Annotated in this window: 24 protein-coding genes; 15 read left to right on the top strand and 9 right to left on the bottom strand. The window is 62.2% G+C overall.

The genetic code is table 11. The annotated features are described in order from the left end of the window. Positions 1-39: 39 nt before the first annotated feature. The 4 genes from NCS58_RS18150 to NCS58_RS18135 all read left to right on the top strand — a co-directional run bounded on the left by NCS58_RS18150 (position 40) and on the right by NCS58_RS18135 (position 5,873). Positions 40-774, top strand: coding sequence for an ABC transporter ATP-binding protein (locus tag NCS58_RS18150; RefSeq protein WP_061115782.1), 735 nt, complete (start codon positions 40-42; stop codon positions 772-774). Positions 775-873: 99 nt separating this feature from the next. Beyond that, positions 874-1,710 carry a shikimate dehydrogenase gene (locus NCS58_RS18145; protein WP_061115783.1) on the top strand — a complete coding sequence of 279 codons (837 nt, stop codon included), beginning with the start codon at positions 874-876 and terminating at the stop codon, positions 1,708-1,710. A 138-nt stretch (positions 1,711-1,848) separates the two neighbouring features. Further along, positions 1,849-3,774, top strand: coding sequence for a potassium transporter Kup (locus NCS58_RS18140; protein WP_250477424.1), 1,926 nt, complete (start codon positions 1,849-1,851; stop codon positions 3,772-3,774). Positions 3,775-3,869: 95 nt separating this feature from the next. Next, complete coding sequence (locus tag NCS58_RS18135; protein ID WP_061115785.1) at positions 3,870-5,873, top strand: acyl CoA:acetate/3-ketoacid CoA transferase; 2,004 nt, start codon at positions 3,870-3,872, stop codon at positions 5,871-5,873. A gap of 34 nt (positions 5,874-5,907) precedes the next feature. On the opposite strand, the gene NCS58_RS18130 is transcribed toward NCS58_RS18135, so the two are convergent. Further along, positions 5,908-7,416, bottom strand: coding sequence for an amino acid permease (locus NCS58_RS18130; protein ID WP_061116073.1), 1,509 nt, complete (start codon positions 7,414-7,416; stop codon positions 5,908-5,910). A gap of 442 nt (positions 7,417-7,858) precedes the next feature. Here NCS58_RS18130 and NCS58_RS18125 point away from each other — a divergent pair, with 442 nt between their 5' ends. Beyond that, entirely contained in the window at positions 7,859-8,515 is a 657-nt protein-coding gene (locus tag NCS58_RS18125; RefSeq protein ID WP_061115786.1) for a peroxiredoxin, read from the top strand. 61 nt (positions 8,516-8,576) lie between these two features. On the opposite strand, the gene NCS58_RS18120 is transcribed toward NCS58_RS18125, so the two are convergent. Together NCS58_RS18120 and NCS58_RS18115 are read right to left on the bottom strand one after the other, a co-directional pair. Next, positions 8,577-9,050: a bacterioferritin gene (locus NCS58_RS18120; RefSeq protein ID WP_061115787.1), complete on the bottom strand. Its 474-nt coding sequence runs from the start codon at positions 9,048-9,050 to the stop codon at positions 8,577-8,579. 213 nt (positions 9,051-9,263) lie between these two features. Next, positions 9,264-9,974: a FadR/GntR family transcriptional regulator gene (locus tag NCS58_RS18115; protein WP_061115788.1), complete on the bottom strand. Its 711-nt coding sequence runs from the start codon at positions 9,972-9,974 to the stop codon at positions 9,264-9,266. Between the two features lie 488 nt (positions 9,975-10,462). Between NCS58_RS18115 and NCS58_RS18110 the strand changes: the two genes are divergently transcribed. The 3 genes from NCS58_RS18110 (at position 10,463) to NCS58_RS18100 (ending at position 12,248) form a co-directional block, all read left to right on the top strand. Beyond that, positions 10,463-11,356: a ketopantoate reductase family protein gene (locus NCS58_RS18110; protein ID WP_061116074.1), complete on the top strand. Its 894-nt coding sequence runs from the start codon at positions 10,463-10,465 to the stop codon at positions 11,354-11,356. A gap of 102 nt (positions 11,357-11,458) precedes the next feature. Then, positions 11,459-11,773 (top strand): DUF4148 domain-containing protein, encoded by a 315-nt coding sequence (locus tag NCS58_RS18105; protein ID WP_061115789.1) that lies wholly within the window; start codon positions 11,459-11,461, stop codon positions 11,771-11,773. Between the two features lie 97 nt (positions 11,774-11,870). Then, the gene (locus NCS58_RS18100) at positions 11,871-12,248 is read left to right on the top strand and encodes a DUF427 domain-containing protein (RefSeq protein ID WP_061115790.1); all 378 of its coding nucleotides are present in this window, start codon (positions 11,871-11,873) and stop codon (positions 12,246-12,248) included. Between the two features lie 3 nt (positions 12,249-12,251). Here NCS58_RS18100 and NCS58_RS18095 read toward each other — a convergent pair whose 3' ends face one another. Continuing rightward, positions 12,252-13,145 carry a LysR family transcriptional regulator ArgP gene (locus NCS58_RS18095; protein ID WP_250538844.1) on the bottom strand — a complete coding sequence of 298 codons (894 nt, stop codon included), beginning with the start codon at positions 13,143-13,145 and terminating at the stop codon, positions 12,252-12,254. Between the two features lie 94 nt (positions 13,146-13,239). Here NCS58_RS18095 and NCS58_RS18090 point away from each other — a divergent pair, with 94 nt between their 5' ends. Further along, on the top strand, positions 13,240-14,367 hold the full coding sequence (locus NCS58_RS18090; RefSeq protein WP_061115792.1) for an aminotransferase class I/II-fold pyridoxal phosphate-dependent enzyme: 1,128 nt from the start codon (positions 13,240-13,242) through the stop codon (positions 14,365-14,367). On the opposite strand, the gene msrA is transcribed toward NCS58_RS18090, so the two are convergent. From msrA to msrB, 3 genes are read right to left on the bottom strand one after another with little or no spacing between them, the layout of a single operon-like run. Next, entirely contained in the window at positions 14,331-15,044 is a 714-nt protein-coding gene (gene msrA / locus NCS58_RS18085) for a peptide-methionine (S)-S-oxide reductase MsrA (protein WP_061115793.1), read from the bottom strand. The genes NCS58_RS18090 and msrA overlap by 37 nt on opposite strands. A 23-nt stretch (positions 15,045-15,067) precedes the next feature. Next, positions 15,068-16,879 (bottom strand): cytochrome c biogenesis protein DipZ, encoded by a 1,812-nt coding sequence (locus tag NCS58_RS18080; RefSeq protein ID WP_061115794.1) that lies wholly within the window; start codon positions 16,877-16,879, stop codon positions 15,068-15,070. Positions 16,880-16,919: 40 nt separating this feature from the next. After that, on the bottom strand, positions 16,920-17,435 hold the full coding sequence (gene msrB / locus NCS58_RS18075) for a peptide-methionine (R)-S-oxide reductase MsrB (protein WP_061115795.1): 516 nt from the start codon (positions 17,433-17,435) through the stop codon (positions 16,920-16,922). Between the two features lie 174 nt (positions 17,436-17,609). Between msrB and NCS58_RS18070 the strand changes: the two genes are divergently transcribed. The 5 genes from NCS58_RS18070 (at position 17,610) to NCS58_RS18050 (ending at position 23,764) form a co-directional block, all read left to right on the top strand. Next, entirely contained in the window at positions 17,610-18,341 is a 732-nt protein-coding gene (locus NCS58_RS18070) for a response regulator transcription factor (RefSeq protein WP_061115796.1), read from the top strand. After that, complete coding sequence (locus NCS58_RS18065; RefSeq protein WP_061115797.1) at positions 18,338-19,873, top strand: HAMP domain-containing sensor histidine kinase; 1,536 nt, start codon at positions 18,338-18,340, stop codon at positions 19,871-19,873. The genes NCS58_RS18070 and NCS58_RS18065 overlap by 4 nt, the downstream gene beginning before the upstream one ends. A gap of 819 nt (positions 19,874-20,692) precedes the next feature. Then, positions 20,693-21,088 carry a hypothetical protein gene (locus tag NCS58_RS18060; protein WP_061115798.1) on the top strand — a complete coding sequence of 132 codons (396 nt, stop codon included), beginning with the start codon at positions 20,693-20,695 and terminating at the stop codon, positions 21,086-21,088. A 258-nt stretch (positions 21,089-21,346) separates the two neighbouring features. Further along, entirely contained in the window at positions 21,347-23,152 is a 1,806-nt protein-coding gene (locus NCS58_RS18055) for an alpha/beta fold hydrolase (protein ID WP_086960622.1), read from the top strand. A 186-nt stretch (positions 23,153-23,338) separates the two neighbouring features. Next, positions 23,339-23,764 carry an organic hydroperoxide resistance protein gene (locus tag NCS58_RS18050; RefSeq protein ID WP_061116076.1) on the top strand — a complete coding sequence of 142 codons (426 nt, stop codon included), beginning with the start codon at positions 23,339-23,341 and terminating at the stop codon, positions 23,762-23,764. Positions 23,765-23,812: 48 nt separating this feature from the next. Here NCS58_RS18050 and NCS58_RS18045 read toward each other — a convergent pair whose 3' ends face one another. Beyond that, the gene (locus NCS58_RS18045) at positions 23,813-25,249 is read right to left on the bottom strand and encodes an aldehyde dehydrogenase family protein (protein ID WP_250477423.1); all 1,437 of its coding nucleotides are present in this window, start codon (positions 25,247-25,249) and stop codon (positions 23,813-23,815) included. 162 nt (positions 25,250-25,411) lie between these two features. On the opposite strand from NCS58_RS18045, the gene NCS58_RS18040 reads away from it, so the two are divergent. Continuing rightward, the gene (locus tag NCS58_RS18040) at positions 25,412-25,813 is read left to right on the top strand and encodes a VOC family protein (RefSeq protein ID WP_061115800.1); all 402 of its coding nucleotides are present in this window, start codon (positions 25,412-25,414) and stop codon (positions 25,811-25,813) included. A gap of 62 nt (positions 25,814-25,875) precedes the next feature. Here the strand turns inward: NCS58_RS18040 and NCS58_RS18035 are convergent, their stop codons facing one another. After that, entirely contained in the window at positions 25,876-26,373 is a 498-nt protein-coding gene (locus NCS58_RS18035; protein WP_061115801.1) for an H-NS family nucleoid-associated regulatory protein, read from the bottom strand. Positions 26,374-26,655 lie beyond the last annotated feature (282 nt).

The raw sequence follows: 26,655 nt of genomic DNA, 5'->3' as shown, positions 1-26,655 counted from the left end.
GACCGCCAGAAACCCCGCGGAAACAACAGCGAAAACACCATGCTGACGATAAAAAACCTCCACGCCGGCTACGGCAAAGTAAAAGTCCTCCACGGCATCTCCCTGAACGTGCCGAAGGCAAAGGTCGTAACGTTGATCGGCTCCAACGGCGCGGGCAAGACCACAACCATGCGGGCAATCTCCGGCATGATCAGGCCGACAGAAGGCGAAATCACAATGGGCGTCGGCAGCAACACAAAGCGCATCGACTCGCTCGAGTCGCACAGGATCGCGCGCCTCGGACTGGCGCATTCACCCGAAGGACGCCGCGTCTTCGCAACGATGTCCGTTACCGACAATCTGCTCCTCGGCGCGTTCCCGCGTCTCACATGGTCACGCCCGAAAGGCGACATCAACGCCGATCTCGAACGCGCGATCGAGCTGTTTCCGCGCCTGAAGGAACGGCGCAATCAACTGGCAGGCACGCTGTCGGGCGGCGAACAGCAAATGCTCGCGATGGCGCGCGCGATCATGCTCAACCCCGACCTCGTGCTGCTCGACGAACCGTCGATGGGCCTTGCGCCCATTCTCGTCGAAGAAGTCTTCCGCATCATCGAGCGGCTGAAGGCGGATGGTGTCACGATGCTGCTCGTCGAGCAGTTCGCCGCCGCAGCGCTCAATGTCGCGGATTACGGCTACGTGCTGGAAAATGGCCGCGTCGCGACACACGGCCCGGCCGAGCAGTTGCGCAACGATCCATCGGTGAAGGCCGCCTATCTCGGCGCGAGTCACTGACACTCGAGCAAATGCCGCACTGCGGCAACCGCAAGCCGAACTATCATGGTGACGGGCGCGCGCGAACACGCGAGCGCGACATCCTCACAAGGAGCTGCCATGATCAGCGGCAAGACCACTCTGATTGCTCACCTCGGCTACCCGACCGAAGCGTTCAAGGCGCCGATGATCTACAACCCATGGTTCGACAAACAGGGCATCGACGCAGTCGTCGTGCCGATGGGCGTCAAGCCCGAGGATTACGTCGCGTTCCTGCCGCATCTGTTCAAGCTGACGAACATTCGCGGCGCGCTCGTCACCATGCCGCACAAGATCACGACCGTCGGCCTCATGGATGAAGTCAGTCCGACCGCGCGCATCGCCGGGGCCTGCAATGCGATTCTCAAACGGTCGGACGGCACGCTCGTCGGCGATCAGTTCGACGGCGCAGGCTTCGTGCGCGGCGTCGAGCGCAAGGGCCGCAAGCTCGCAGGCGCACGCGTGCTCGTGCTCGGCAGCGGCGGCGTCGGCTCGCCGATCGCGGCATCGCTCGCGGCGGCGGGCGTCGCGGAACTCGCGATCTTCGATACCAACACGGCTTCGGTCGAAGGACTTGCGTCGCGCCTGCGCGAGCACTATTCCGAGCTGATCGTAAGAACCGACACGAAAGATCCCGAGGGCTTCGACGTGATCGTGAACGCGACGCCGCTCGGCATGAAGGAAACAGACCCGTTGCCGTTCGATATCGACCGCATCGCGCCGGGTACGTTCGTCGGCGAAGTGGTGATGAAATCGGAGTACACGCCGCTGTTGCGCGCGGCGAAGGACAAGGGCTGCGCCGTGCAGGTCGGCACGGACATGCTTTTCGAAATGATCCCGGCATATCTGGAATTCTTCGGCTACGGCACCGCCACCGCCGACGAATTGCGCGCGGTCGCGCAGATCAAATACGCGTAACGAAGCTCGCGCGGACATGAACGCGCATCGTTTCTATACTTCGATTGACCCAGCTTTGATCGACACAGCAGCGCAGACGCTCATCCTCTGACAAATAGGCCGCCTACGCGGCGGCCCGGAAAAAGGCAGGGAGGAATCATGGGATCGACTGCACCCGGCATTCCGGCCGACGACAAGCACGCGCCCGAGCCGCACGGCCATCCGGCGTTGCTCGGGCTCTCGCTCGCGGCGCTCGGCGTCGTCTATGGCGACATCGGCACGAGTCCGCTCTATACGCTCAAAACCGTGTTCGATCCAGCGTCCGGCCTGCCGTTGCAGCCCGCGAACGTGATCGGCATCGTGTCGCTGATCTTCTGGTCGCTCACGGTCATCGTCTCGCTCAAATACGTGACGCTGATCCTGCGCGCCAACAATCACGGCGAAGGCGGCATCATGGCGCTGCTTGCGCTCGCGGCGTCATCGGTCGAATCGAAGAAGCGGCTGAAACACGTGCTGTTGCTCGTCGGGGTGATGGGCGCGGCGCTCTTCTATGGCGATGGCGTGATTACGCCGGCCATTTCCGTGCTGAGCGCGGTGGAAGGGCTCGAAGTGGCCGCACCGGGCTTGCAGCCCTATGTCGTGCCCGTGACGCTCGTCGCGCTGATCGCGCTCTTCGTGATGCAGAAGCACGGTACATCGGGCATCGGCGCGGTGTTCGGGCCGGTGATGGTGCTGTGGTTCGTCATACTCGCGGTGTCGGGTGTCATGAACATCAAGGACGCGCCGCAGATCCTCCTCGCGCTCAATCCGCTCGCGGGGCTCGAATTCTGCGCGCATCATCGCTGGCTCGCGTTCGTCGCGCTCGGTGCCGTCGTGCTTTCGCTCACGGGCGCGGAAGCCCTCTATGCCGACATGGGCCACTTCGGCTCGCGGCCGATCCGCCTCACGTGGTTCGCCGTCGTCTTTCCGGCGCTCGCGCTCAACTATCTCGGTCAGGGCGCGCTGCTGATCGCCGATCCGAGCGCGTTGCAGAATCCGTTCTACCGGCTGTTTCCATCGTGGATGCTCTATCCGATGGTCGTGCTCTCGACCATCGCGACCGTCATCGCGTCGCAGGCCGTCATCTCGGGCACCTATTCGATGACCAAGCAGGCCATGCAGCTCGGCTTCCTGCCGCGCATGAGCGTCGTGTACACGTCGGCGAAGGAGATCGGGCAGATCTATGTGCCAGGGATCAACTGGACGCTGCTGCTCGCGGTGGTCGCCGCCGTGCTCGGCTTCGGCTCGTCGACGGCGCTCGGCTCCGCGTACGGCATCGCCGTCACCGGCACGATGCTCATCACGACGGTGCTGACCTTCTTCGTGATCCGCTACGCGTGGCGCTACAACTGGGCGCTGTGCGTCTTCGCGACGGCGTTCTTTTTCGTCATCGACGCGATGTTCTTCTCGGCGAACTGCCTGAAAGTCAGGGAGGGCGGCTGGTTCCCCGTCGCCATCGGTCTCGTGATGTTCACGGTCATGGCGACGTGGGGGCGCGGCGCGCAAATGATGATCCAGGAAGCCCGCGCGCGCGCGGGCGCGACGCCCCTCAAGCCGTTCCTCAAGAGCCTCATCGCGCGCTCGCCCGCACGCGTGGAGGGCACGGCCATCTTCATGTCGAACGATCCGAGCGGCGTGCCGCATTCGCTGCTGAACAACCTCATGCATAACCGCGTGCTGCACGAACACACGGTGTTCCTGACGGTCACGACCGAGCCGGTGCCGTGGGTCGACGAGACGCGCCGCGTGTCCCTCGAGGCGCTCGGCAACGGCTGTTTTCAGGTGACGGTCAGCTACGGCTTCAAGGACGAAGTCGATCTTCCCGCCGCGCTGGAGAAGTGCCGGTCATCGGGGCTCAAGTTCGATCGCGCGACGATTTCGTATTTCCTTTCGCGCGCCACCGTGGTGCCCACGCCGGGCACCGGCATGGCGTTATGGCGCGAACGGCTCTTCGCGATCATGCTGCACAATGTGGGGAACGTGGCGGCCTATCTGCGATTACCGGCCGATCGCGTGATCGAGCTTGGCGCGCGGGTCGAGATATGACGGCGGAAATCGGCTGATTCGCGTGCATTCGACGCAAGCAGTCGGCGAAGGATTGCGCGAGACTCATGACAGAAAATCGGCACCGAGGAGACGCCATGACCGCCAGCAGCACGCCAGGCCGCCATTCTTTTCCCTCGACCGTGCGCCTCGTCGAGCGCGGCAAGATCGTCTCTGCGCGCGAGGCCGTGCGCCTGATCCGCTCGGGCGATACGCTCGCGACGAGCGGCTTCGTGGGCATCGGCTTCGCGGAGGAAGTGGCGATCGCGCTGGAGGCGCGCTTTGTCGAAGGCGATGATCCGATCGCTGATCTGACGCTGGTCTATGCGGCAGGTCAGGGCGATGGCCGTGGCAAGGGCCTCAATCATCTGGCGCACGAAGGCTTGATCAAGCGGGTGATCGGCGGTCATTGGGGACTCGTGCCGGGCCTGCAGAAGATGGCGATCGAGAACCGCATCGAAGCGTACAACCTGCCGCAAGGCGTGATTTCGCAACTCTTTCGCGATATCGCTGCGCATCGGCCCGGGCAGCTTTCGACGGTCGGCCTCGGCACGTTCGTCGATCCGCGCAACGGCGGCGGCAAGCTCAACGCGCGCACCACGGACGATCTCGTGCGGCTCATGCCCATCGACGGCACGGACTATCTGTATTACAAGACCTTCCCGATCGATGTGGCGATCGTGCGCGGCACCACGGCCGATCTCAACGGCAACGTCACGATGGAAAAGGAAGCGCTGACGCTCGAAGCGCTGTCCATCGCGATGGCCGCGCGCAATTCCGGCGGCATCGTGATCGCGCAGGTCGAGCGGCTGGCGGAATCGAACACGCTCAATTCGCGTCAGGTGAAGATTCCCGGCGTGATGGTCGACTGCGTCGTGCTCGCGAAACCCGATAATCACTGGCAGACCTTCGGCGAGCAATACAGTGCGGCATTCTCGAGCGAACTGCGCGTGGCCGCGAGTTCGGTGCCGCCGATGGCCCTCACTGAACGCAAGATCATCGCGCGGCGCGCCGCATTCGAGCTGATGGCCAACAGCGTCGTCAATCTCGGTATCGGCATGCCGGAAGGCATTGCGAGCGTCGCGAACGAAGAGCAGGTGATCGACCTCTTCACGATGACGACCGAGCCCGGCGTGATCGGCGGGATTCCGGCGGGCGGCCTCAACTTCGGCGCGGCGACGAATACGCAGGCGATCATCGATCAGCCTTATCAGTTCGATTTCTACGATGGCGGCGGCCTCGATATCGCGTTCCTCGGCCTTGCGCAGGCTGATCGCGAGGGCAATCTCAACGTGAGCAAGTTCGGGCCGAAGCTGGCCGGTGCGGGCGGTTTCATCAACATCAGCCAGGCCGCGAAGAAAGTCGTGTTCGTGGGCACGTTCAACGCGGGCAAGCTCGATATCGCGATCGACGAAGGCAAGCTCAGGATTCGCCGCGAAGGCGATTGCCGGAAGTTCGTCGATGCGGTGGAGCATCGCACGTTCAGCGGCCGTTATGCGGCCGAGCGCGGGAAGACGGTGCTGTATATCACCGAGCGCTGCGTGTTCGAACTCACGGACAAGGGCCTCGCGCTCACGGAAGTCGCGCCCGGCATCGATATCGAGCGGGACATCGTCGCGCAAATGGGCTTTACGCCGATCATGGATACGCCGCCGCGTCTGATGGACGAACGCATCTTCCGCGATGCGCCGATGGGCCTGCGCAACGTGCTGCTGCGGCTCGATCTCTCGGAACGCTTCAGCTACGACGCGGAAAAGAATCTCTTCTTCATCAACTTCGAAGGCCATGAAGTGAAGACGCTGAACGACGTCGAAGCCATACGCCGCGAAGTCGAAAAGCAATTGGCGGGTGCCAGGACGAAACCGCATGCAATCGTGAATTACGATAACTTTTCGATTCGCCCCGACATGCTCGACGCGTATTCGGAGATGGTAACGAAGCTCGTCGATGGTCATTATGACCGCGTGACGCGCTATACGACGAGCAGCTTCCTGCGCCTGAAGCTCGGCGACGCATTGAAGCGCCGCGGCGTCGCGCCGTATATTTACGAAAGCCCGGAAGAAGCGCGCGAACACGAATCGAAACGCGCGTCGGATTCGTGACAAAGGGCCGCGCTGAATGCGGCCCTATTGCGGATCATCCTCGCGCGGTGCGTTGCTGCGGAGTCTCGCGCTGATTGCGCAGGCGGCTATGGCGTATGCCGTAACCGAAGTAGATAACGACGCCGATCGCCATCCATACGATGAGTCGTATCCATGTATCGGCGGGCAAGCCGGACATCAGGAAGAGCGACGAGAGCGCACCGAGCGGCGCGACCACATACACCGCCGGCGTTCTGAATGCGCGCTCGAGATTCGGCTGCGTGATGCGCAGCACCAGCACGCCGATGCACACCACCATGAACGCGAACAGCGTGCCGATGCTCACGAGCTCGCCGACGAGCCCGATCGGCAAGAGCCCCGCCAGAATCATCACGATGATGCCGGTGAAGATCGTCGTGATGTAGGGCGTATGAAAGCGCGGGTGGATCTTCGATGCGAAAGGCGGCAGGAGGCCGTCTCTCGCCATCGAATAGAAGATGCGCGGCTGCGACAGCAGCAGTACGAGAATCACCGACGTGAGGCCGAAGATCGCGCCCAGCTTCACGATCGGCGAGAGCCAGCGCATGCCGATCGCATCGACGCCGACCGCGATCGGATCGGACACGTTGAGCTTGTCGTAAGAGACGATACCCGTCAGCACATACGACACGAGCACGTAGAGGATCGTGCAGATGGTGAGCGAACCGAGCAGGCCGATCGGCATGTCGCGTTTCGGGTTGCGCGTTTCCTGCGCTACGCACGACACCGAATCGAAACCGATATAGGCAAAGAACACGACCGCCGCGCCGCGCAGCACGCCGCTCATGCCGAACACACCCGATTCGCCGGTATTCGGCGGAATGAACGCGCCCGTCGGGTTTTGTGCGGTGACCCAGTGGCTCGTATCCACATACGCGATGCCCGCCGCGATGAATGCGAGCACGATCAGCACCTTGATGATGACGATGAAGCTGTTCACGCGCGCCGACTCGCGTATGCCGATGACGAGCAGGATCGTGATGAGCCCGACGATCACCATTGCGGGCACGTTGAGAATCGCGCCGGCATGGCTCCAGCCGTGGCCGGGATCGTAGGCGAAGGGCGCTTTCGCAAGCCGCTCCGGTATGTCGATGCCGAGCGAATGCAGAAAGCTCACGACATACCCCGACCAGCCGATGGCGACCGTCGTCGCGCCGACCGCATATTCGAGGATCAGATCCCAGCCGATGAGCCACGCGATCAACTCCCCCATGGTCGCGTAGGCGTATGTGTAGGCGCTGCCTGACACCGGCACCGTGGAAGCCATTTCGGCGTAACAAAGGCCTGCGAGCGCGCAGACGATTGCGCCGAGCACGAACGAAAGGATGATCGCGGGCCCGGCGTTGGCCGCGGCCGCGTGGCCCGTCAGCACGAAAATCCCCGCACCGATGATGCAGCCTATGCCGAGCATTACGACGTCGAGTGCGCTGAGCGAACGTTTCAGCGAGTGGCCGCCGTGTTCCTGAAGCACTTCTTCGCTTTCGGCCGCTTCGCTTTGCAGCGAAGCAACGGACTTTCTTTGCATGACAGTCACGTTCGCCTCCTGTGCGGCGCAGCGAGGCCGCGCCACGTGGCGCGACGAAGTCTGTCGCCCGTTCAAGTGCGGGATGATGCACGCCTGCTGCTTCACACCTGCACGTTCGTTCTGACGTATTGTCGTTTCGTGATAGCAGATTTTGCCGGGGAATTCGAGCGCCGCTAAGCGATTTGCGTGCAACGATGCGTTTTACGAGAACGCCGGTTCACGCCGAGCGGCCTGGCAGCAGGAAACATGCCGCGCTCCCCCGCGAGGTTTGGTGTCATCGGCGCAGCGCAAGACCCCACGGCAGTCAAGGACATACCCCAAGTGCGCCGGACCTCGATGCGCGGCGAACTATAATCAGTTCGACAGTTGCGATTTTCAACCCGGAATCCGTTCCTTTTGCACGCGGAGCGTTCACCGGACTTTCCTCACGTGGAGATTTGATATGGCTATACGCATTGGTGATGAAGCCCCCGATTTCACGGCAGAGACGACCGAAGGCACGATTCGCTTTCACGAGTGGATCGGCGACAAATGGGCGATCCTGTTTTCGCATCCGAAGGACTTCACGCCCGTCTGCACGACCGAGCTCGGTTACATGGCCAAGCTCAAGCCGGAGTTCGACAAGCGCGACACGAAGGTGATCGGTCTATCGATCGATCCGGTGACGAATCACTCGCAGTGGGCGAAGGATATCGAGGAGACGCAGGGCACCGCGGTCAACTATCCGATGATCGGCGACGCGGATCTGAACGTCGCGAAGCTCTACGACATGATCCACCCGAACGCGAGCGGCGGTAGCCCGCGCACCGCGAACGACAACGCGACGATTCGTGCCGTGTTCATCGTCGGCCCGGACAAGAAGGTGAAGGCGACGTTCACGTATCCGATGAGCGCGGGCCGCAACTTCGACGAAGTGCTGCGCCTGCTCGACGCGCTGCAACTGAACGCGAAGCACACGGTCGCGACGCCCGTGAACTGGAAGCCGGGCGACGACGTCATCATCCCGACGTCCGTGTCGGACGAGGACGCGAAAAAGAAGTATCCGGACGGCTTCAAGACGCTGAAGCCTTATCTGCGCACGGTGGCGCAGCCGAAGTAACGCACGCGTGTCAGTGCGAAGAGGCGCCGGTCCGCACACGCGGGCCGGCGTTTTTTTCGGCTCAGTTGTGACCGCTGCGGCGTTCAGGCGACGTTTCGACTTCGCCGGGCCTGCGCAACATCTTGTCCACTTCGCCCGCGTGCATCTCCTCGACCTCGATCATCTGCCGCGCGTATTCCTCCAGCGCGACGGAGCGATCTTCGACGAGCTTCAGCAAGTCGCGATAGAGATCGAGCGCGACGTTCTCCGCCTGCAGGGATTCGCGCAGGATCGTCGCGATGTCGAAGGTGTGATTGTCCAGCAGCGGGCCGATTTCAAGCGATGGATACGCACCGAGCGTCGTGATCCATTCGCCGGCCTGATGCGCATGCATGAGCGATTCGTCGGCTTGTGCGCGCAGCCACGACACGATCGGTATGCGCCCGAAGCCGAACACGAGAAACGAATAGTGCGTGTAGCGCACGACGCCCGCCAGTTCGGATTCGAGAATCCTGTTCAGGACGCCGACGACCTTTTCCTTTTCGAGCTCTGCCATTCCTGCCTCCGTGTGTCCAACGCCAGGCGCTCCGTGTCACGGGGAGGCCATGACTCGTCGCATGCCGCGGCATCACTCATTGTAGTCACGCGCAGGGCGCATGCGAGGCGAAACTGCGGCAGTGGAGCGCGCAAGATGCGCTCCCGGAACGGCTGTGGAGGCGATGCGGGCGGTCTCGCGACCGCGGCACCGGCATGGCGGAAAACCCTGCGTTCAGGCGATTTCTTCGACCCAGAGCGACGCCGTGCGCGCAAGGACCTGCGACATGGCCGTGCGCGCGCCGTCGCCATCGGCCGTTTCGATAGCCCGCACGACCCGGCCGTAATCGCCGAGCTGCGAGTCGGGCACGCGCGGCAACGCATGCGGCTGCGCGCGCAGGGCGGCTTTCAGCGTACGGATGCCGACGCGCACGACGCTGCCCATCTGGCGCAGCACTTCGTCGCCGCTCGCATCGACGATAGCGGCCTGCAGCGCCTCTTCGGCGGCGGACTGCAAGGGTTCGGACGGGCTCGCATGCAGGAGGCGCTGGAAGGCCGCGTTGATGGCGATGCGCTGATGCCGGTTCGCGCGCGTCGCGGCGAGCGCGGCGGCGGGCGGATCGACCAGCGAGCGAAACTCGATGAGCCTGCGTATGCAGTCCGGATCGTGCAGCGCACGCATGCGCCACTCGGCGACCTCGGGATCCATGATGAGCCATTCCCGCGCGGGCTTGATGCGCGTGCCTGTCTTGGGTCGCACGTCGAGCATGCGGCGCGAGATGAGAATGCTCAGCGCCTCGCGCATGATGGTCCGGCTCACGCCGTGCTGCTTCGAAAGAATGACTTGTGGCGGCAGCACGTTGTCCTGGTATTCGCCGCTCACGATGCCCGCAACGAGCTGATTCACCACGCGCTTGACGAGCGATGCTTCATAGCCATGATTCATGTTTTTGTTCTCGTGATAACGCCCACGCTTGTGGCTTTCCGCTACTCGTCGCCGAGCGGCAGAGCCAGCGCTTGTCTAAGTTCACGGCGTGCCGGTGCGCCGCGCGCCCGGACGCTCGCGCAGTGCTCCCCCCCGGCACGCCGTGTATTTGGTCCCCGGATTCACCTTGTCGATGCGGCATGCGCCGCCTAACCCCGCAGCGGTCGGCATTGTTTGGACAGCATCGTCGATCCGCTGAAAGAAGCGTATCTCTGCGTGCCCTGTTTTAACAATATGGCGCACCGCTAATTCGACTGACTATCGTGCGTCCGCCCACAAAATCTCGCGGGCACGCAGCGCCGCGCGAATGGCCTTGAAACACGCAAGCGTTTGCGCGTCGTCGGTTATGCGAAGCATCGAACACACCGGTCTCTTTCGGTCGATGCAGTGCCTGTGTGTTACCTTTTCGAGCCACAGCAATGCAACAAGGAATGAAGGAGAAGCGAAACATGAAAGTCGCCGTCATGGGTGCGGGCGCGGTCGGTTGTTACTACGGCGGCATGCTCGCGCGTGCGGGTCACGAAGTCGTGCTGATCGCGCGGCCGCAGCATGTCGCAGCGATCGAACGCGACGGCTTGCGGCTCGACACACAGCATTTCGACGAGCGCGTGCGCGTGGCCGCGAGCACCGACGCGCGCGCGGTGCAGGGCGCGCAACTCGTGCTCTTCTGCGTGAAATCCACCGATACCGACAGCGCGGCACAGGCGCTCGCGCCGCATCTCGAACGCGACGCGTTGCTGCTGTCGTTGCAAAACGGCGTGGAGAATGCGCAGCGTCTGCGCGAACTGTTGCCGCAGGAAGCGGCGGCCGCGGTCGTGTATGTGGCGGCGGAGATGGCGGGGCCGGGGCACGTGAAGCACAACGGGCGCGGCGAGCTCGTGATCGAGCCGTCGACGAAAAGCGAGAATGTCGCACGCGCTTTCGTCGAGGCCGGCGTACCGACCGAGATATCCACGAACGTGCGCGGCGCGCTATGGGCGAAGCTCGTGCTCAATTGCGCCTACAACGCGCTGTCCGCGATCACGCAACTGCCGTACGGCAAGCTCGTGCAGGGCGAGGGCATCACGCGTGCGATGCGCGATGTGGTCGACGAATGCCTTGCCGTTGCGAAAGCCGATAACGTGATCATTCCGGGTGACGTCGATGCCGCCGTGCGCCGCATCGCCGAGACGATGCAGAACCAGTACTCGTCGACCGCGCAAGATCTGGCGCGTGGCAAGACGAGCGAGATCGACCATTTGAACGGCCTGATCGTGCGGCGCGGCGAGGCGCTCGGGATTCCGACGCCCGCAAATCGCCTGCTGCATGCACTGGTCAAGGCGATCGAAAGCAAGGCTTCATAGCCGCAATCCGGGGTGGGAGCGCGCAGGCGGGCACGGCCGATGCTGTGTTATGCAGCACGCACAGAAAACACCGTGCGCAGCCCAACATACCGGAGGTTCGCCATGAAATTGTTCGTCAAGGCCGTGGCCGTCGCAACTGTAGCGGTGGCGCCGGCGCTTTCTTTCGCGCAAACCGATTCATCGCTTACGCGCGACCAGGTGAAGCAGGATCTGCGGCAGGTCGAAGCCGCGGGCTATGATCCATCGCGCGCGGATCAGACCTCGTATCCGTCGGATATTCAGGCCGCTGAAAGCCGCGTATCACGTCAGAACGGCGGCTACGGCGGGACCGTCCCCGGCGCGTCGGCCTCGGGCACGCGCAACACGATGCCGCCTTTGGACAACGACGGCACGAAGCCAATATATTTCGGCCGTTGACCGCTCGGGCCGGGGATGCATTCTGCACGTTTGACGCAACGACGCTACCATCGATTCTTCCGCGTGCATTGTCGCGTTCATTCGCAGGAAGACACTCATGGATAAAGCCGTCAAGATTCCCGGCCCCGATCATCCGATCACGATCGAAGCTAGTCCGTTACGCGTGACCGTGAAAGCAGGCGGGCGTGTCATCGTCGATACGACCGAGGCGCTGTCCTTGCGCGAGGCATCGTATCCCGAAGTGCTGTACGTGCCGCGCAAGGACGTCGACATGACGCAACTCGAGCGCACCGCTCACACGACATACTGCCCTTACAAAGGCGAGTGCAGCTATTACAGCATTGTGTCGGGTGGACAAAAATCGGCCAACGCAGTGTGGTCCTATGAGTCGCCCTACGATGCGGTTGCGCCGATCAAAGATCATCTTGCTTTCTATCGCGATCGCGTCGATTCGTTCGAAACGCGCGACGCATGACCCTCAGTCGAGGAACGTTTTTGCGCGGTGCTTCAGCATCGCGCTGAAGTTGTCGAGCCAGCCGAGGGAAAGACGCCAGCTTTGCCAATAGAGATCAACATCGAAGCGTGAACCGGGCGACACTTCCACGAGTGCGCCGCTATCGAGTTGCCGCGCGACGAGCCGGCTTGGACACATACCCCACGCAAGTCCGGACGTGCACGCGCGCACGAAGCCCTCGCCGTGCGGCACGACATGCGCGGGCGGCTCGATATCCGCGCGGCTCACACGTTTGATGAAGCGCTTCTGCAATTCATCCTTTTCGTTGAAGTTGACGCATGGCGCGCGGCGCAGCGCGTCGCGCGTGAGGCCATCGGCGAAATGGCGCGCGAAGTATGCGGGTGAACATACGGCGCGATAGCGCATGCGCCCGAGCTTCATCGAACGCCAGCCGGGCACGGGTTCGGCCTGCGTCGTGATCGCGCCTTGCACGTCGCCTTCGCGGATGCGCCGCGCGGTGTGATCCTGATCGTCGACGACGAGATCCAGTATCAGTCCCCGCTCGATGCAGAAGTCCGCCGCGGCATCGATGAACCAGGTGCTCATGCTGTCGTCATTCACCGCGATGCGCAGCTTCGCGCGCCGCTCGTTCGGCGTACCCGGCAAAGCCGGCATGCGCCCGCCGAGTTCCGCTTCGAGCAATTGCACGCTTTCGGTATGGCGGCACAGCAGCGCACCGGATGCCGTTGCTTCGCAGGGCTGGCCACGCTTCACGAGCAGGCTCCCCACACGCTCCTCCAGCAGTTTTACGCGCTGGGACACCGCAGACGGCGTGACGTTGAGCTCGCGTGCGGCGCGCTCGAAGGATCCCGTGCGTACGACGGCGAGCAGCGCATCGAGCAGAGCGTAGTCGAGCATTAGCGTTCCTTAATCGAAATAAGAAAGTTTAGTTTTTTGAATGGGGGATCAGAGCGCAGACTACGGCTTTCTTCGATTCCGATCAAGCGACGCCATGCAACCCAATCCCTTCAAGCTCGAACGCTATTTCGCACGGCACGAATTCACCGCGCGCCATCTCTTGTGCAGCTCCGATCCCGAATCCATGTCGGTCGGCGAATTGTTGGCGTACGAACCCGATGCAATCGACGGATTGCGCGATACCTGGCTCGGCTACACCGAGTATCCCGGCGCGCCCGCGCTGCGACGCGAACTCGCGACGTTGTACGAGCACATCGACGAAGACGAAATCATCGTGCACACGGGCGCGCAGGAAGCCATTTATTCGTTCATGCACACGATGCTCGCGCCGGGCGATCACGTGATCGTGCATATGCCGGGTTATCAGTCGCATTACTCGGTGGCCGAGGCCATGGGCGTGCGTGTGTCGCCGTGGAAGGCGCGAGAGGAAGCGGGCTGGGCGCCCGATCCGGACGAACTCGAAAGGCTAGTCACACCGGCTACGCGTGCGCTCGTGATCTGCGCCCCGCACAATCCGACCGGCTATCTGCCGCCGCGCGAAGTGTTCGATGCGATCCTCGCGTTCGCGCAAAAGCACGGGCTGTGGCTCTTCAGCGACGAGGTGTATCGCGGGCTGGAGCACGATCCAGCCGATCGCCTGCCCGCCGCGTGCGACGTCTACGAGCGCGCGATCTCGCTCGGCGCGCTTTCGAAGTCGCACGGGCTCGCGGGTCTGCGTCTCGGATGGATCGCGACGAAGAGCGCGCAGGTGCTCGCGCGCATGAGCACGTTCAAGGACTATCTCACCATCAGCAATAGCGCGCCGAGCGAGTACCTTGCGGCGATCGCGGTGCGCCACACCGATGCGCTCATCGCACGCAATGTGTCGATCGTACGCGCCAATCTGCATACGCTCGACGACTTCTTCGCGCGTCACGCGGACCGCTTCGAATGGCATCGTCCGCGCGCGGGCACGATCGGCTTCGTGCGACTGAAGCGCGGACACGCGGAGCAGTTCTGTGCCGAACTGCTCGCATGCACGGGCGTGCTGCTGCTGCCTTCGACGCTGCTCGATCACGGCGACGCGCATGTCCGCCTCGGCTTCGGCAGACGCAACCTGCCCGAGGTCGTCGGGCTTCTCCACGCCTATTTGGAAGCCACCGCCACGAGCACCGCATCCTGACGATACGCCGCCGGGAACATCTGCTTCAGGTTTGCTACCTTCGGCAGATCGTTGATCGCGATATACGGGCTTTCCGGATGTTCCGTCAGGTAGTTCTGGTGATAGCCTTCGGCCGGATAGAAGCCCTTGTAGTCTTCGACCCGCGTGACGATCTTGCCGCTATAAACGTGCGCATTGTCGAGTTGCGCGATATAGGCATCGACGATATCGCGCTGCGCCGCATTCGTCGGAAACACAGCCGAGCGGTATTGCGTGCCGTGATCCGGGCCCTGGTAGTTCAACTCGGTCGGGTTGTGCGCGACAGAGAAGAAGATCTGCAAAAGCTTGCCGTAGGTGACCTGTGCCGGATCGTACGTGATGCGCACCGATTCTGCGTGGCCCGTGTCGCCTTCGCTGACGCGGTCGTATTGCGCGGTATCGGCTCGGCCTCCCGCATAACCGGACATCACTTCCTTTACGCCGCGCACGTGCTGAAACACGCCTTGCACGCCCCAGAAGCAACCGCCTGCGAACACGGCGGTTTCCGTATGCACGGCGCCCGCGGTTTCGTCGTGCGCGGGCGGCGGGATCTTCACGGCTGCCTCGCTCGAATGCGCGACGCGCTGCAATGCGAACGCGCCCGCGAACAGCACGGCCACGCTTGCGGCCTTGAACGTCTTGCTGGTGGTCTTGAACATCTTTGCTCCTTCGTGTGTCTCGTTCAACCGAACGTGAACGCGTACGCTTCGACCCCAGGGTCGAGAAATTCGATCGTGAATGTGCGATCCGCAACAGGCCCCGTTTGCCGCACGAGTTGATAGAGGCGCTGCTCTGTCACCGTGCCGCTTCCGTCGGCCTCTACGTCGCTGCCGTGCGATGTGCCGGGTGCCGCGCCGTCGATGCTCACGCGAAAGCGCACAGGCGTGCCGTCCTTCGACGGTCCGAGCACGAGATGCAGATCGCGCGCGTGAAACCGATAGACGATACGGCCCGTCGCGCCTTCGAGCGTCGCGTGCTCCGCGCCGACTTTCCAGGCGCCCGCGAGGCCCCAGTCATTGACGTCGAGTGCTTTCGGCGCGGCATAGTCGTGAAGGCGATCCGGCGTTTCGCCGCCCGGCGACATGAACTGCTGCGCGCGCTCGTAGCCGATATACGTTTCCGGCGAACGCATGTCCTTATTATCGGCCTGCATCATCGCGCCCTCGCCGATGGCATCGTCGTGGCTCTTCGCGGTCATCGCCACGGAAGGCGCGGCGCCGTGTCCCGCTTCGGCCAGCAGTTGCTGAATTACATGCTCGGAGTGCGCATAGTCGCCCTCACCGAAATGGTGATAACGGATGTTGCCCTGCGCATCGATGAAATAATGCGCCGGCCAGTATTGATTGTTCAGCGCACGCCAGATCGCATAGTTGTTGTCGATCGCGACGGGGTAATCGATGCCGAGATCGTGGACCGCCTGCTTCACGTTGTCGACGTTGCGCTCGAACGCGAATTCCGGCGCATGCACGCCGATCACGACGAGCCCCTGATCGCGATACTTCTGCGCCCACGTCTTCAGATACGGCAGCGTGCGCAGGCAGTTGATGCACGAGTACGTCCATACATCGACGAGCACGACCTTGCCGCGCAACGCTTCCTTCGTGAGCGGCGGCGAGTTGATCCACTGCACGGCACCGTCGAGCGGCGGAAGCGTGCCCTCAACGGGCAACGGCGCGGGGCTCGCGGACTTCGGCGGCTCGGTGCTCGCCCGCATCATCGCGGCCCCGTTGTTGCCGGCGTCGGCGGACATCATCATCGCGCCATTGTTCTTCGTCGAAAGCTTATCGACGAGTTGCTGTTCGATACCGGATGTCGCCACCGTCGAGATGCGAGCGAGCGCGCCGGTGTCGAGTCCGAGCGCGATCGCGACGACGCCGAGCAGCATCGCCGCACCGATGCCACGCCGCACCCATTCGCCGGCACCCAGCGAGCGCTTCATCGCGGCGAACACGCGTTTGCCGATCAGCAACGCGACCGCGAGCGAACTCCCTGCGCCCGCCGCATAAGCGAGCAGCAACAGCGTGGTGCCGACGCTCGCGCCGTTGAGCGCCGCGCCCGTGAGCACGAGACCGAGAATCGGGCCCGCGCAAGGCGCCCACAGCAGGCCCGTCGCAATGCCGAGCACGAACGATCCGCCGAAGCCCGGCTTGCCGTCGCCGCGCTGCGCGAGGGCGGTGAGACGATTGCCCGCGCTGACGAGCGGATGCATCACGCGCTCGGCGACGCCAGGCAAAAGCAGCGTGAGACCGAATACGGCGAGCAGCACGATGGCGGCCCAGCGGCCGTATTGATTGGCCTGCGTGACCCAGCCGCCACCCACGGCCGCAAGCGTCGCAACCACGGCGAACGTCAGACCCATGCCCGCGAGCAGAGGCAGGCCGCTCTTCACGAACGGCTGGTCCGCGCGCGAGAACACGAAAGGAAGCACGGGCAGGATGCACGGACTGAGAATCGTCAGCGCGCCGCCGAGATAGGCAAGGACGATGAGCAACATGATGATGTCGGGTCGGATTTGGTCGTGTTGTGAACGCGGTTCAGGCCGCGCCCGGCGTGAAAGTCATTGCGACGCCGTTCATGCAGTAGCGCAGGCCCGTGGGCTTCGGTCCGTCGTCGAAGACATGGCCCAGATGACCGCCGCAGCGCCGGCAATGCACTTCGGTGCGCTCGACGCCGAACGAGCCGTCGATACGCGTCGCAACCGCATGATCGAGCGGCGCCCAGAAACTCGGCCAGCCCGTGTGACTATCGAACTTGGTGCGCGACGAGAACAGCGCCAGGTTGCATCCCGCGCAATTGAACATGCCCGTGCGATGCTCGTCGTTCAGCGGACTCGTGTACGGGCGCTCTGTTCCTTCGCGTCGCAACACGTCGAACTGAACCGGATTGAGCAGGCGGCGCCATTCGTCATCGGTATGGACGATTTCGAAGCGTTCCTGCGACGGCGTCTGCGTTTGCGGGCCGGCGGCGAGCGCGCGCAGGCGTCCGCCCAGAGCGAACGCGGCGGCGGCTGCCGCGGTGCCCGTCAGGAGAAAGCGGCGGCGGGTTTGCATGATGCGTTCCTCGTCATCGAGTGGGTTAGACGCATCGTAGTTGCGCGCGCATCCCCGAGTCCTCACCGAAAGTTAAATTAAATGTGATACTTCGGCGCGCGCTTTTCTGCACAATGGCACAGACGCTCGTCCATTTCTTCCGCTAACAGGGCGAGCATCATTCGACATTCGCTCATGGATCATCCGAAACGCATTCTGATCGTCGAAGACGACGTGCATATCGCCGATGTGCTGAGTCTCAACTTGCGCGACGAGCGCTATGAAGTCGTGCATAGCGCCGATGGCGCCGAAGGGCTGCGCTTGCTGGAGCAGGGCGGCTGGGACGCGCTGATTCTCGATCTGATGCTGCCCGGCGTCGATGGCCTCGAAATCTGCCGCCGTGCGCGGGCCATGACGCGCTATACGCCGATCATCATCACGAGTGCGCGCTCCAGCGAGGTGCATCGCATACTCGGTCTGGAACTCGGCGCGGACGACTATCTCGCGAAGCCGTTCTCGGTGCTCGAACTCGTCGCGCGCGTGAAGGCGCTGCTGCGCCGCGTCGATGCCGTTGCGAAGGACTCGCGGCTCGACGCGGGGCGTATCGAAGTTGCGGGCATCGCGATCGATCCGCTCGCGCGCGAGGCATGGGTCGATGGCGCGCGCATCGAACTCACGCCGCGCGAATTCGATCTGCTGTATCACTTCGCGCGTCATCCGGGCAAAGTGTTTTCGCGCATGGATCTGCTCAATGCGGTGTGGGGCTATCGACATGAAGGCTATGAGCACACCGTCAACACGCATATCAACCGGCTGCGCGCAAAAGTAGAGAGAGATGCCGCTGAGCCGAAGCGCATTCTCACGGTATGGGGCCACGGCTACAAGCTCGCGGCGCAATCGCCCGAGGGCGAGGACACCGCGCCGTGAAGCTCACGCTGTCTCAACGGCTCTTCGCGGTGTTTTGCGTGCTGCTGCTCGCGTGCTGTGGCGCGTCGGCATGGCTGCAGATCCGCGCGAGCGACCTGCGCGAGAAGGAGGTCATTCAAAGCCTTTCACGCGGACTTGCGGCGCACATCGCCCATGACGGCGCGCTCGCCGACGCGAACGATATCGACGCGCCTGCCGTGCGCCGTCTCTTCAGTCAGTTGATGGTGGTGAATCCGAGCGTCGAGGTCTATCTGCTCGATGACACGGGGCGCGTGCGCGCCGACGATGCGCCGGCCGGACACCTGAAGCGCAACCACGTCGATCTCGCACCGGTTCGCAAGTTCCTCGATGGCGCGGCCCTGCCGATCCTGGGCGACGATCCGCGCAGCGACGACAAGCGCAAGGTGTTCAGCGCCGCGCCGCTCGCCGCGCCCGGCAAGCCGCCCTTCGGCTATGTCTATGTGGTGCTGCTCGGCGAGGAGCACGACGCGCTGGCGGCGAAGGCATCAGCGAGCGCGGTCTTGCGCACCACGCTCGCATCGATGGGACTCGTCACCTTGCTCGGGCTCGTCGCGGGCCTGGTCGCGTTCGGGCTCGTTACACGGCCGCTGCGGCGACTCACCGAGGCGATGCGCAAATTCGACGCGCGCGGCGCGCCTGCGGATCCGCCTTTGCCTTCGGCGCCGCGAAAGGGCGCAGCCGACGCCCGTGAGAACGAACGCGACGAGATCGTCGTGCTGGAAAGCGCATTCGCGCAGATGGCCGAGCGCATCGCCGAACAGTGGCGCGCGCTCGGCCGGCAGGATCGGGAGCGTCGCGAGATGGTCGCGAATATCTCGCACGATTTGCGCACGCCGCTGTCGTCGCTTCATGGTTATCTGGAAACGCTGTCGCTCAAGTCCGACACGCTTCCCGATGCCGACAGACGCCGCTATCTGTCGATCGCGCTTGCGCAGAGCGCGAAGGTGGGTCATCTCGCGCAGTCTTTGTTCGAGCTCGCAAAGCTCGAACATGGCATGGTCGCGCCGGAAGCCGAGCCGTTCTCGCTGGTCGATCTCGTGCAGGACGTATTCGAAAAGTTCGAGCTGGCCGCGCAGTCCAAAGGCGTGCGTCTCACTGCGCAGATCGCCCCGCGCTTGCCGAGCGTCATTGCGGACCTCGGCATGATCGAACGCGTGCTCACGAATCTGCTCGACAACGCGATCCGTCATACGCCTGCAACCGGCACGGTGGATGTGACGCTTGCACATGGGCGCGAGCATGCCGAGAGAGTCGAGGTGACCGTCAGCGACACAGGGACAGGCATTGCGCCCGCGATGCGGGAAGCGCTGTTTCAGCGCCCGTTTGCATCGGGCGGTGCGCATCGCGGCGGGCTCGGCTTGCTCATCGTGCAACGCATGCTGCAATTGCACGGCAGTGAGATTCGCATGATCGATACCCAGGGCACAGGCACGACGTTTCGCTTCGAATTGCCCGCCGCTGTCGCGCAAAGCGGCGAAGGCTCGCCGCATGCGCACGGATGGCGCGGATAAAAAAAAGCCCGGCATTGCTGCCGGGCTGAATGGGACGGTCATCGCCTGCGCCTGATCGCGCAGTTGGAATGCGCGTGCGGCGTTGCCCGGTCTGACCATCCGCGTGGACGTTTGAATGAAAGCCGAGTCGCAGCGGGCTGCAAGGCAGAGCCATCGAATTGCCATACTGCCTGCGCCTTGTGAGACGTTTTAGTCCTACAGGCTTAAACCAATCTTAAGGACTGTGCGCACGGAGCGGCGCGTATGGGCACGAAACCCCCTATACGGTCAATCGTTTCTAATGCGTCGCTTTCCGTGCCATTGCAAATAAGCGTGTTCACTTATCGGCTAAAACGGTCGGGAAAAAATGCCGAATGACAGCAGCATGAAAAACGCGGCGTTCATCCATACCGGAAACTCACCTTGGTTTCCTTCAATATGTTTGCTAGCATGTAATCGGATCGCAGCCGTTTCTTGATTCTTCGGTCAATAAGTGCGGCGCTGTGGCGTGGAAGTCAATAAGGCCGTCGAGGCCAACAATAGTCGGAGCGCGCCAGGTCGCCGTTTCGCGTTGCATCGCTGCATAAGAAATGAATTCCGCATGTCGGCCGCTGAACGGTCGACTGGTAGTTTTGCGCCGAGCGCTGCAGTGCATCGCAATAAAGATAAGCACCGACGTTTAACGCATTTCACATTTTGTGCTATTTACGCGCTTTCTTTGAGCGCCGGAAATATCTCTTGGCGCCGCAGGTGATTTCCAGACAACCGGTTATCGTCATCGATTCTCAATGACGGTGGAATGTCGCACGCATACGATCCTTGCACAATGCAGGAGGAAACGTGGATACGGAACTGAGTCAACGGCTTGCGAAATCGTTATGGCGTTGTGCATCGCACGGGCAGGTGCTGACTTATCAGCGTTTTCATGCGCAATGCGACAAGACGGTGCCGCTGCCTCAGCGCTACGCCGCGCTCGAGTCGGCGATCAAGACGCTCGGCGATGTGAGTGACATCGACTACGGCGTGCTCATGGCGCTCGACAATGGCTTGCCGGGCGCGGAGTTCTTCCAGCGTTATCTGCGTTATCGTCATGGTGAATATGTAATGCAGATGGGCGACCCGAAATATCATCGCCAGACGCTCGCGCGCAAACGCACCCTCGTCGCACGCGAACGCGATCGCGTGTACGCGCACGCCCGCATGGTGGAGGAGGCGAGGGCCAGACAGGCGGCATGAGCTTCGCTCAGACAACGAAAGACTCAAGGCTCGGCCTCGTCCATTACTTCGAGGCGAGCCTTCGTCGGCTCGACATTGCGTTCACCAACTTGACGCGATGCCGACGAACCGTCCAAACAAAGTGAGCGCCAGCAAACACAAGCCATGCCTTATGCGCCAATAGATAGTTCCCTGGAGCATATTCGCTCTCGGATGCCGCTTTACGAAGGAGCCGCTTAATATAATCGTCTCAATACCTCGACACGAGGGCGAGATCGAATGAGACCGGTTGTATTCGGGAACCGCTTCGGATGGCTGCACGCGGGAAGCGGCACGCGCGGCGTGGTGCTTTGTAACACGTATGGCCACGAATACGTGTGGACATACAGCGGCATGCGCCACCTCGCGGATGCGTTATCGGCGCGCGGCATGTGGGTGCTCCGTTTCGACTATCGGGGCACGGGCGACTCGGCGGGCGCCGATCTCGCACCGGATCAATTCGAATCGTCGGTCGAAGACATCCACGCGGCCGTCGACTGGTTCAGGACAGAGACAGGCATCGAACACGTCACGTTATGCGGTTTTCGCGTGGGCGCGGCATTCGCGCTTGCTGCGGCACTGCGCCGACCCGTCGACGAACTTGTACTGCTCGCGCCCGTCACGAGCGGGCGCGTGTATATGCGCGAACTGAACATCGTGCGCAAAACATGGCTCGAATTGCTTGCGCCGCCCTTGCGCGAGATGCAGCAAGACGATGTCCGGTTCAACGTGCTTGGTCAGATGTATGGCGACGAATTCAGGGACTCGCTGCAAGCTATCGACCTCGTCGCGAGCGTGAACGGCACGGCAAGCGCGCCGGCGCGTCGCGCGTTGATCATGAATGTCAAGGCGGGCGGGACGGACCCTTTGCGCGACGCCCTCGCTGACAAGGGCGTCGAAGCAGAGGCGCGTCCGTTCGAAGACCTGACGGGCTTCATTCAGGAAACTGCCTTCAACGCAGTGCCGCGCGCCGCGTTCGCCGAGGTCGTGGCGTGGATCGCGGGCCGCGCCGCGCCGGTAGCTCATGTGGCGTCCATGGCCGATGCCGATAGCTGGCCCGCGCTGAACATTGAAACCCCCGAGGCGATCGAGCGTCCGGTGCGTATCGGCGACGAAGGGCTTTTCGGCATCCTGTGCGAGCCGCGCACGGGTTCGGCGCGCGGGCCGGTGTACCTGATCGCGAATACGTCGGCGAGTTCGCGCGTGGGCGACAGCAGGCTATCGGTACGCATTGCACGCGAGCTCGCGAGACGTGGCGTGGCATCGCTGCGTTTCGATGCGCGTGGCCGCGGCGATAGCCCGGCAGCGCCGGGCAAGGTGCAATCGGACACGGCATTCGGCCGCATCTACAACCCGATCGCGACCGACGACACCGCGGCCGCGGCACGCTGGCTCGCACGCCAAGGTTATAAGTCGATATTCGCGTTCGGCGTTTGCTCAGGCGGGTATCACGCGCTCAAGGCGGCGGTCATCGAAAAGGCGATCAATGGCGTCGTCACGGTGAATCTGCCGACGTTCAAACGACCAGCGGACGTCGCGCCCGATGGCTTGCGTCAATCGACGCGCAATTCCATGGCAGGTTATGCATTTTCGATGCTCGATCCGCAGAAATGGAAAGCTATCCTGCGTGGCGAAAAACAGTTGACGCGTGTCTTGCGCTTTGTGCTCGGCTATGTGATGACACGCGCGCGTTCACGTATCGTCGATGTGCTGAGGCTCGATCGTCTGAGCCAGACGCCGCCCGAACTCGCCACGGAGCCCGGTCCGATTATTCGCGCGCTCGATGCAAAAGGCGTGAAGACGGTGCTCGTCTATGGCGCCTACGATGCGGGGCTGGATCTGATCGCCGCGCATTTCGGCAAGCACGGCGCGCGCCTTTCGCGCTTTCCGTCCGTGCGCATGATGATCTTTCCGGACCTCGACCATTCGCTCTTCATGACGGCCGGCTCGGCGCACGTCGTCGCGCTGTGCGAACGCATGGCCAAGGAAACAAACGCGCCCATAGCCGATGCGGCTTTTCCCGGCAGAGAACCCGTCGTGTTGTGACCGAGAGGAACGCGCCTTGATGCGTCGCAATACGTCGCGTCAGCGAACTCGCCGCGTCTTGAGTATCCTTCGAGGTTGGAACCCGCCCTTCGCGGGCAGTGTCCCATCGGGAATCCATGTCGGCGGATGTCGAACGGCGCGTTCGCGTCGCGAGGGCCGCTCAACACAATGCACAGGAGTCTGGCGATGTCGATCGAAAAGGTTCTATACCGTGCGCATGCTCATGTCACCGGCGGACGCGATGGCCGCGCGACCGTACCCGAAAGCAATCTGGATCTTCGGCTGACGACTCCGAAAGAACTCGGCGGCGGTGGCGGCGATGGCACGAATCCCGAACAGCTGTTCGCCGCGGGCTATAGCGCGTGCTTCATTGGCGCGATCAAGTTCGTTGCCGCACGCGACAAGATTACGCTGCCCAAAGACGTTGCCATCGACGGCAGCGTGGGCATTGGACAAATCCCGAACGGCTTCGGCATCGAAGTCGAACTGAAGATCTCGCTGCCAGGCATGGATCGTAACGAGGCGCAGGCGTTGATCGACAAGGCGCACGTCGTGTGCCCTTATTCGAACGCGACCCGCAACAACATCGATGTCAAACTGACGCTGGCATAGGCATGTCGAACGCCCGAGCGTGCTTTGGAAGGGACGCTCGGGCGTGCGTCACCACGTTTCTCGCATCACCATCAGACGCGCTTCGGTCATGTCCTCAATCGCATAGCGAATGCCTTCCCGGCCGAGTCCCGAATCCTTCACGCCGCCATAAGGCATGTTATCGACCCGGAAAGAGGGCACGTCGTTGATCACGACCCCGCCAACTTCAAGTGAATTCCATGCTTCATGCGCATGCGCGAGTGAATCCGTGAAAATGCCCGCCTGCAAGCCGAAATCGCTGTCGTTCACGGTATCGAGCGCGTCGTCGAAGTTATCGAACTTTTCGAGAATGGCGACAGGCCCGAACGCTTCCTTGCGATAGAGATCCGAATCTCGTCCGACGTTTTCGAGAAGCGTCGCTTCGAACATCGCGCCATCCACCTTGCCGCCAGCGATGATCTTCGCGCCGGCCTTCACGGCGTTTTCCATCCAACCGGCGAGGCGTTTCGATTCCGACTCGGAAATCATCGGTCCGACGAAGGTCTTCTCGTCCTTTGGATCGCCCATCCGGAGCGACTTCGTTTTCTCGATCAGCTTTTCACGCAAGTCATCGTATAGAGACGCGTGCACAAGAATGCGTTGCACGCCGATGCAACTTTGCCCGGACTGATAGAAAGCGCCGAACGCCAGCCGGTCGACTACATAGTCGAGCTTGCCGCCCTGATCGCTATCGACGATCGCGGCGGCGTTTCCGCCGAGTTCCAGAATGACCTTCTTCTTGCCTGCTTTCGCCTTCAGTTCCCAGCCGACCGCGGGCGAACCGGTGAAGGAGAGGAGCTTGAAACGCTCGTCGGTGGTGAACAGATCGGCGCCGTCGCGATGCGCCGGCAGTATCGAGAATGCGCCCTTGGGCAGATCCGTTTCCGCGAGCACCTCACCGATGATCAACGCGCCGATCGGCGTGCGGCTCGCAGGCTTCATGACGAACGGCACACCAGCGGCGATTGCGGGCGCGACCTTGTGCGCGGCAAGATTCAAAGGAAAATTGAAAGGCGAAATGAAGGAGCAGGGACCGATCGGCACGCGTTTTACATAGCCGTGATAACCCTTTGCGCGCGGCGAGATCTCCAGATTCAGTATTTCGCCGTCGATCCGAACCGACTCTTCGGCTGCGACCTTGAACGTATCGATAAGACGCGTAACTTCGCCGCGCGAATCGTTGATCGGCTTGCCGGCTTCGATGCATAAGGCCATTGCCATTTCATCGGAGCGCTCGCGAAACCGCTTCACGCAATGCTCGAGCACCGCCTGACGTTTGAACGGGGGAAAGGCGCGCATGTCGGGCATCGCGGCGACCGCAAGGCCGATTGCCTCGTCGATGGCGTGCGCATCGGCAAGTGCCACGCGTGTGGCGACTTCACCGCTGAACTTGTCGGTCACCGCAAGATCGGTATTGGCGGCTACCGGCTCGTTGGCGAGGTAATAGGGATAAGTCGGCTTCAGCATGAACGGTCTCCTGTCGGGGGACGACGCGTTGTCGATATCGTTCAGATTACCGCTTAAACGCCGCGCGTGCAGGCAACACCGACTGTGGAATGAGATAGCATGCGAACGGAACCGAACGAAGCGTGCATGCGCGCTTCATGTATCCGACATGAGGAGGAAACGATGCTGACTTCTGGAATCGATCACGTGGGCCTCGCCGTCCGCAATCTCGACGCGACCCGAGACTTCTTCGTTCAGTGTCTGGGCTGGAAGATCGCCGGCGAGCGGCCCGAGTACCCAGCCGTGTTCGTATCCGACGAAAAGTTGTTGGTTACGCTATGGCAGGTGAAAGACGACCCGGCGCCAATAGCATTCGACCGGCGAAAGAATATCGGGCTTCATCATCTTGCGCTGCGTGCAGCGGATGAAGCCGCGCTCGCGACGATTCTCGATCGCGTGTCGGCATGGCCTGGCGTGACGGTGGAATTCGCGCCGGAACCGCTAGGGGCAGGGCCGAAACGCCATATGATGATCTATGAACCGGGCGGCATTCGGATCGAATTCGCGTTCGATCCACGCGTTTAGATTAAATGGATTGTAAAAAACAGCGGAGTCTTGAACGAACTCCGCCGTTTATCTATTCATCTTCAGCCGATCAGGAAAGGCGTGCGATCTTCGACGGATGCAAGCCATGCGGGTGCACGTCCACGTCCGCTCCACGTTGCACCTGATTGCGGATCGCGATAGAGCGCGGGTTGGGGACCGCGCGGCTGTCCCTTTCTTTTGCGCTTGACTGCGGCGCGCGCCTTGCCTTCAGCCTTGGTCGCCGGCGCACTCGCGCCGACCGCGAACTTGCTGCGGTCCTTGGCTTTGGCGATCCAGCCGGGTGCACGTCCGCGCCCGCTCCAGGTCGCGCCGGTTTTCGGATCCTGATAGGCAACCGTGCTTTGTTTTTTTGCCGGGGCCGATCGGCCTGCCTTCTTGCGCGTGCCAGAATATTGTTCGATGTCCGCGACGGTCAAACCATGGCTCGACATCAAATCATGAATCTTTTTCAGCACGCTTTCAGATTCTTTAGCGATGAGCGCATCGGCTTTCGCTTGAAGTGCTTCGATACGTGCCTGAATACTTTCTAGCGTCGACATGACTTACCTCTAATAAATTGTCGTCTGCACTATGCCACGGACGTGCGTGACGCGCTAGAGGAAATTCGTGTCAATACATGGCAAATGACATTCACGGAAAGTGTTTTAACGCGATAACCGTGCGACGCACATTGAGGTATCTATTGCTATCCCGCCAGGAAAGTTGTTCAGCATCTTTCTTAAAGCAGCTGTCTGTTCGAGTTCTTTGAACGATCGTCGACATTTGCGTCTTATGACCAAAGGCGTTGCGATCGACCGGTGAGCGAAACGCGCTTGGCATCG

This window comes from Caballeronia sp. INML3B (assembly GCF_023631305.1).
In the GTDB taxonomy this organism is placed as follows: domain Bacteria; phylum Pseudomonadota; class Gammaproteobacteria; order Burkholderiales; family Burkholderiaceae; genus Caballeronia; species Caballeronia turbans.
This window is presented reverse-complemented; position numbering and strand designations above follow the sequence as displayed.

What these genes read in the sequence shown, in the direction of transcription:
- NCS58_RS18150 (WP_061115782.1), top strand. Translation starts at nt 40, where the DNA reads ATGCTGACGATAAAAAACCTCCACGCCGGCTACGGCAAAGTAAAAGTC.
- NCS58_RS18145 (WP_061115783.1), top strand. Translation starts at nt 874, where the DNA reads ATGATCAGCGGCAAGACCACTCTGATTGCTCACCTCGGCTACCCGACC.
- NCS58_RS18140 (WP_250477424.1), top strand. Translation starts at nt 1,849, where the DNA reads ATGGGATCGACTGCACCCGGCATTCCGGCCGACGACAAGCACGCGCCC.
- NCS58_RS18135 (WP_061115785.1), top strand. Translation starts at nt 3,870, where the DNA reads ATGACCGCCAGCAGCACGCCAGGCCGCCATTCTTTTCCCTCGACCGTG.
- NCS58_RS18130 (WP_061116073.1), bottom strand. Translation starts at nt 7,416, where the DNA reads ATGCAAAGAAAGTCCGTTGCTTCGCTGCAAAGCGAAGCGGCCGAAAGC.
- NCS58_RS18125 (WP_061115786.1), top strand. Translation starts at nt 7,859, where the DNA reads ATGGCTATACGCATTGGTGATGAAGCCCCCGATTTCACGGCAGAGACG.
- NCS58_RS18120 (WP_061115787.1), bottom strand. Translation starts at nt 9,050, where the DNA reads ATGGCAGAGCTCGAAAAGGAAAAGGTCGTCGGCGTCCTGAACAGGATT.
- NCS58_RS18115 (WP_061115788.1), bottom strand. Translation starts at nt 9,974, where the DNA reads ATGAATCATGGCTATGAAGCATCGCTCGTCAAGCGCGTGGTGAATCAG.
- NCS58_RS18110 (WP_061116074.1), top strand. Translation starts at nt 10,463, where the DNA reads ATGAAAGTCGCCGTCATGGGTGCGGGCGCGGTCGGTTGTTACTACGGC.
- NCS58_RS18105 (WP_061115789.1), top strand. Translation starts at nt 11,459, where the DNA reads ATGAAATTGTTCGTCAAGGCCGTGGCCGTCGCAACTGTAGCGGTGGCG.
- NCS58_RS18100 (WP_061115790.1), top strand. Translation starts at nt 11,871, where the DNA reads ATGGATAAAGCCGTCAAGATTCCCGGCCCCGATCATCCGATCACGATC.
- NCS58_RS18095 (WP_250538844.1), bottom strand. Translation starts at nt 13,145, where the DNA reads ATGCTCGACTACGCTCTGCTCGATGCGCTGCTCGCCGTCGTACGCACG.
- NCS58_RS18090 (WP_061115792.1), top strand. Translation starts at nt 13,240, where the DNA reads ATGCAACCCAATCCCTTCAAGCTCGAACGCTATTTCGCACGGCACGAA.
- msrA (WP_061115793.1), bottom strand. Translation starts at nt 15,044, where the DNA reads ATGTTCAAGACCACCAGCAAGACGTTCAAGGCCGCAAGCGTGGCCGTG.
- NCS58_RS18080 (WP_061115794.1), bottom strand. Translation starts at nt 16,879, where the DNA reads ATGTTGCTCATCGTCCTTGCCTATCTCGGCGGCGCGCTGACGATTCTC.
- msrB (WP_061115795.1), bottom strand. Translation starts at nt 17,435, where the DNA reads ATGCAAACCCGCCGCCGCTTTCTCCTGACGGGCACCGCGGCAGCCGCC.
- NCS58_RS18070 (WP_061115796.1), top strand. Translation starts at nt 17,610, where the DNA reads ATGGATCATCCGAAACGCATTCTGATCGTCGAAGACGACGTGCATATC.
- NCS58_RS18055 (WP_086960622.1), top strand. Translation starts at nt 21,347, where the DNA reads ATGAGACCGGTTGTATTCGGGAACCGCTTCGGATGGCTGCACGCGGGA.
- NCS58_RS18050 (WP_061116076.1), top strand. Translation starts at nt 23,339, where the DNA reads ATGTCGATCGAAAAGGTTCTATACCGTGCGCATGCTCATGTCACCGGC.
- NCS58_RS18045 (WP_250477423.1), bottom strand. Translation starts at nt 25,249, where the DNA reads ATGCTGAAGCCGACTTATCCCTATTACCTCGCCAACGAGCCGGTAGCC.
- NCS58_RS18040 (WP_061115800.1), top strand. Translation starts at nt 25,412, where the DNA reads ATGCTGACTTCTGGAATCGATCACGTGGGCCTCGCCGTCCGCAATCTC.
- NCS58_RS18035 (WP_061115801.1), bottom strand. Translation starts at nt 26,373, where the DNA reads ATGTCGACGCTAGAAAGTATTCAGGCACGTATCGAAGCACTTCAAGCG.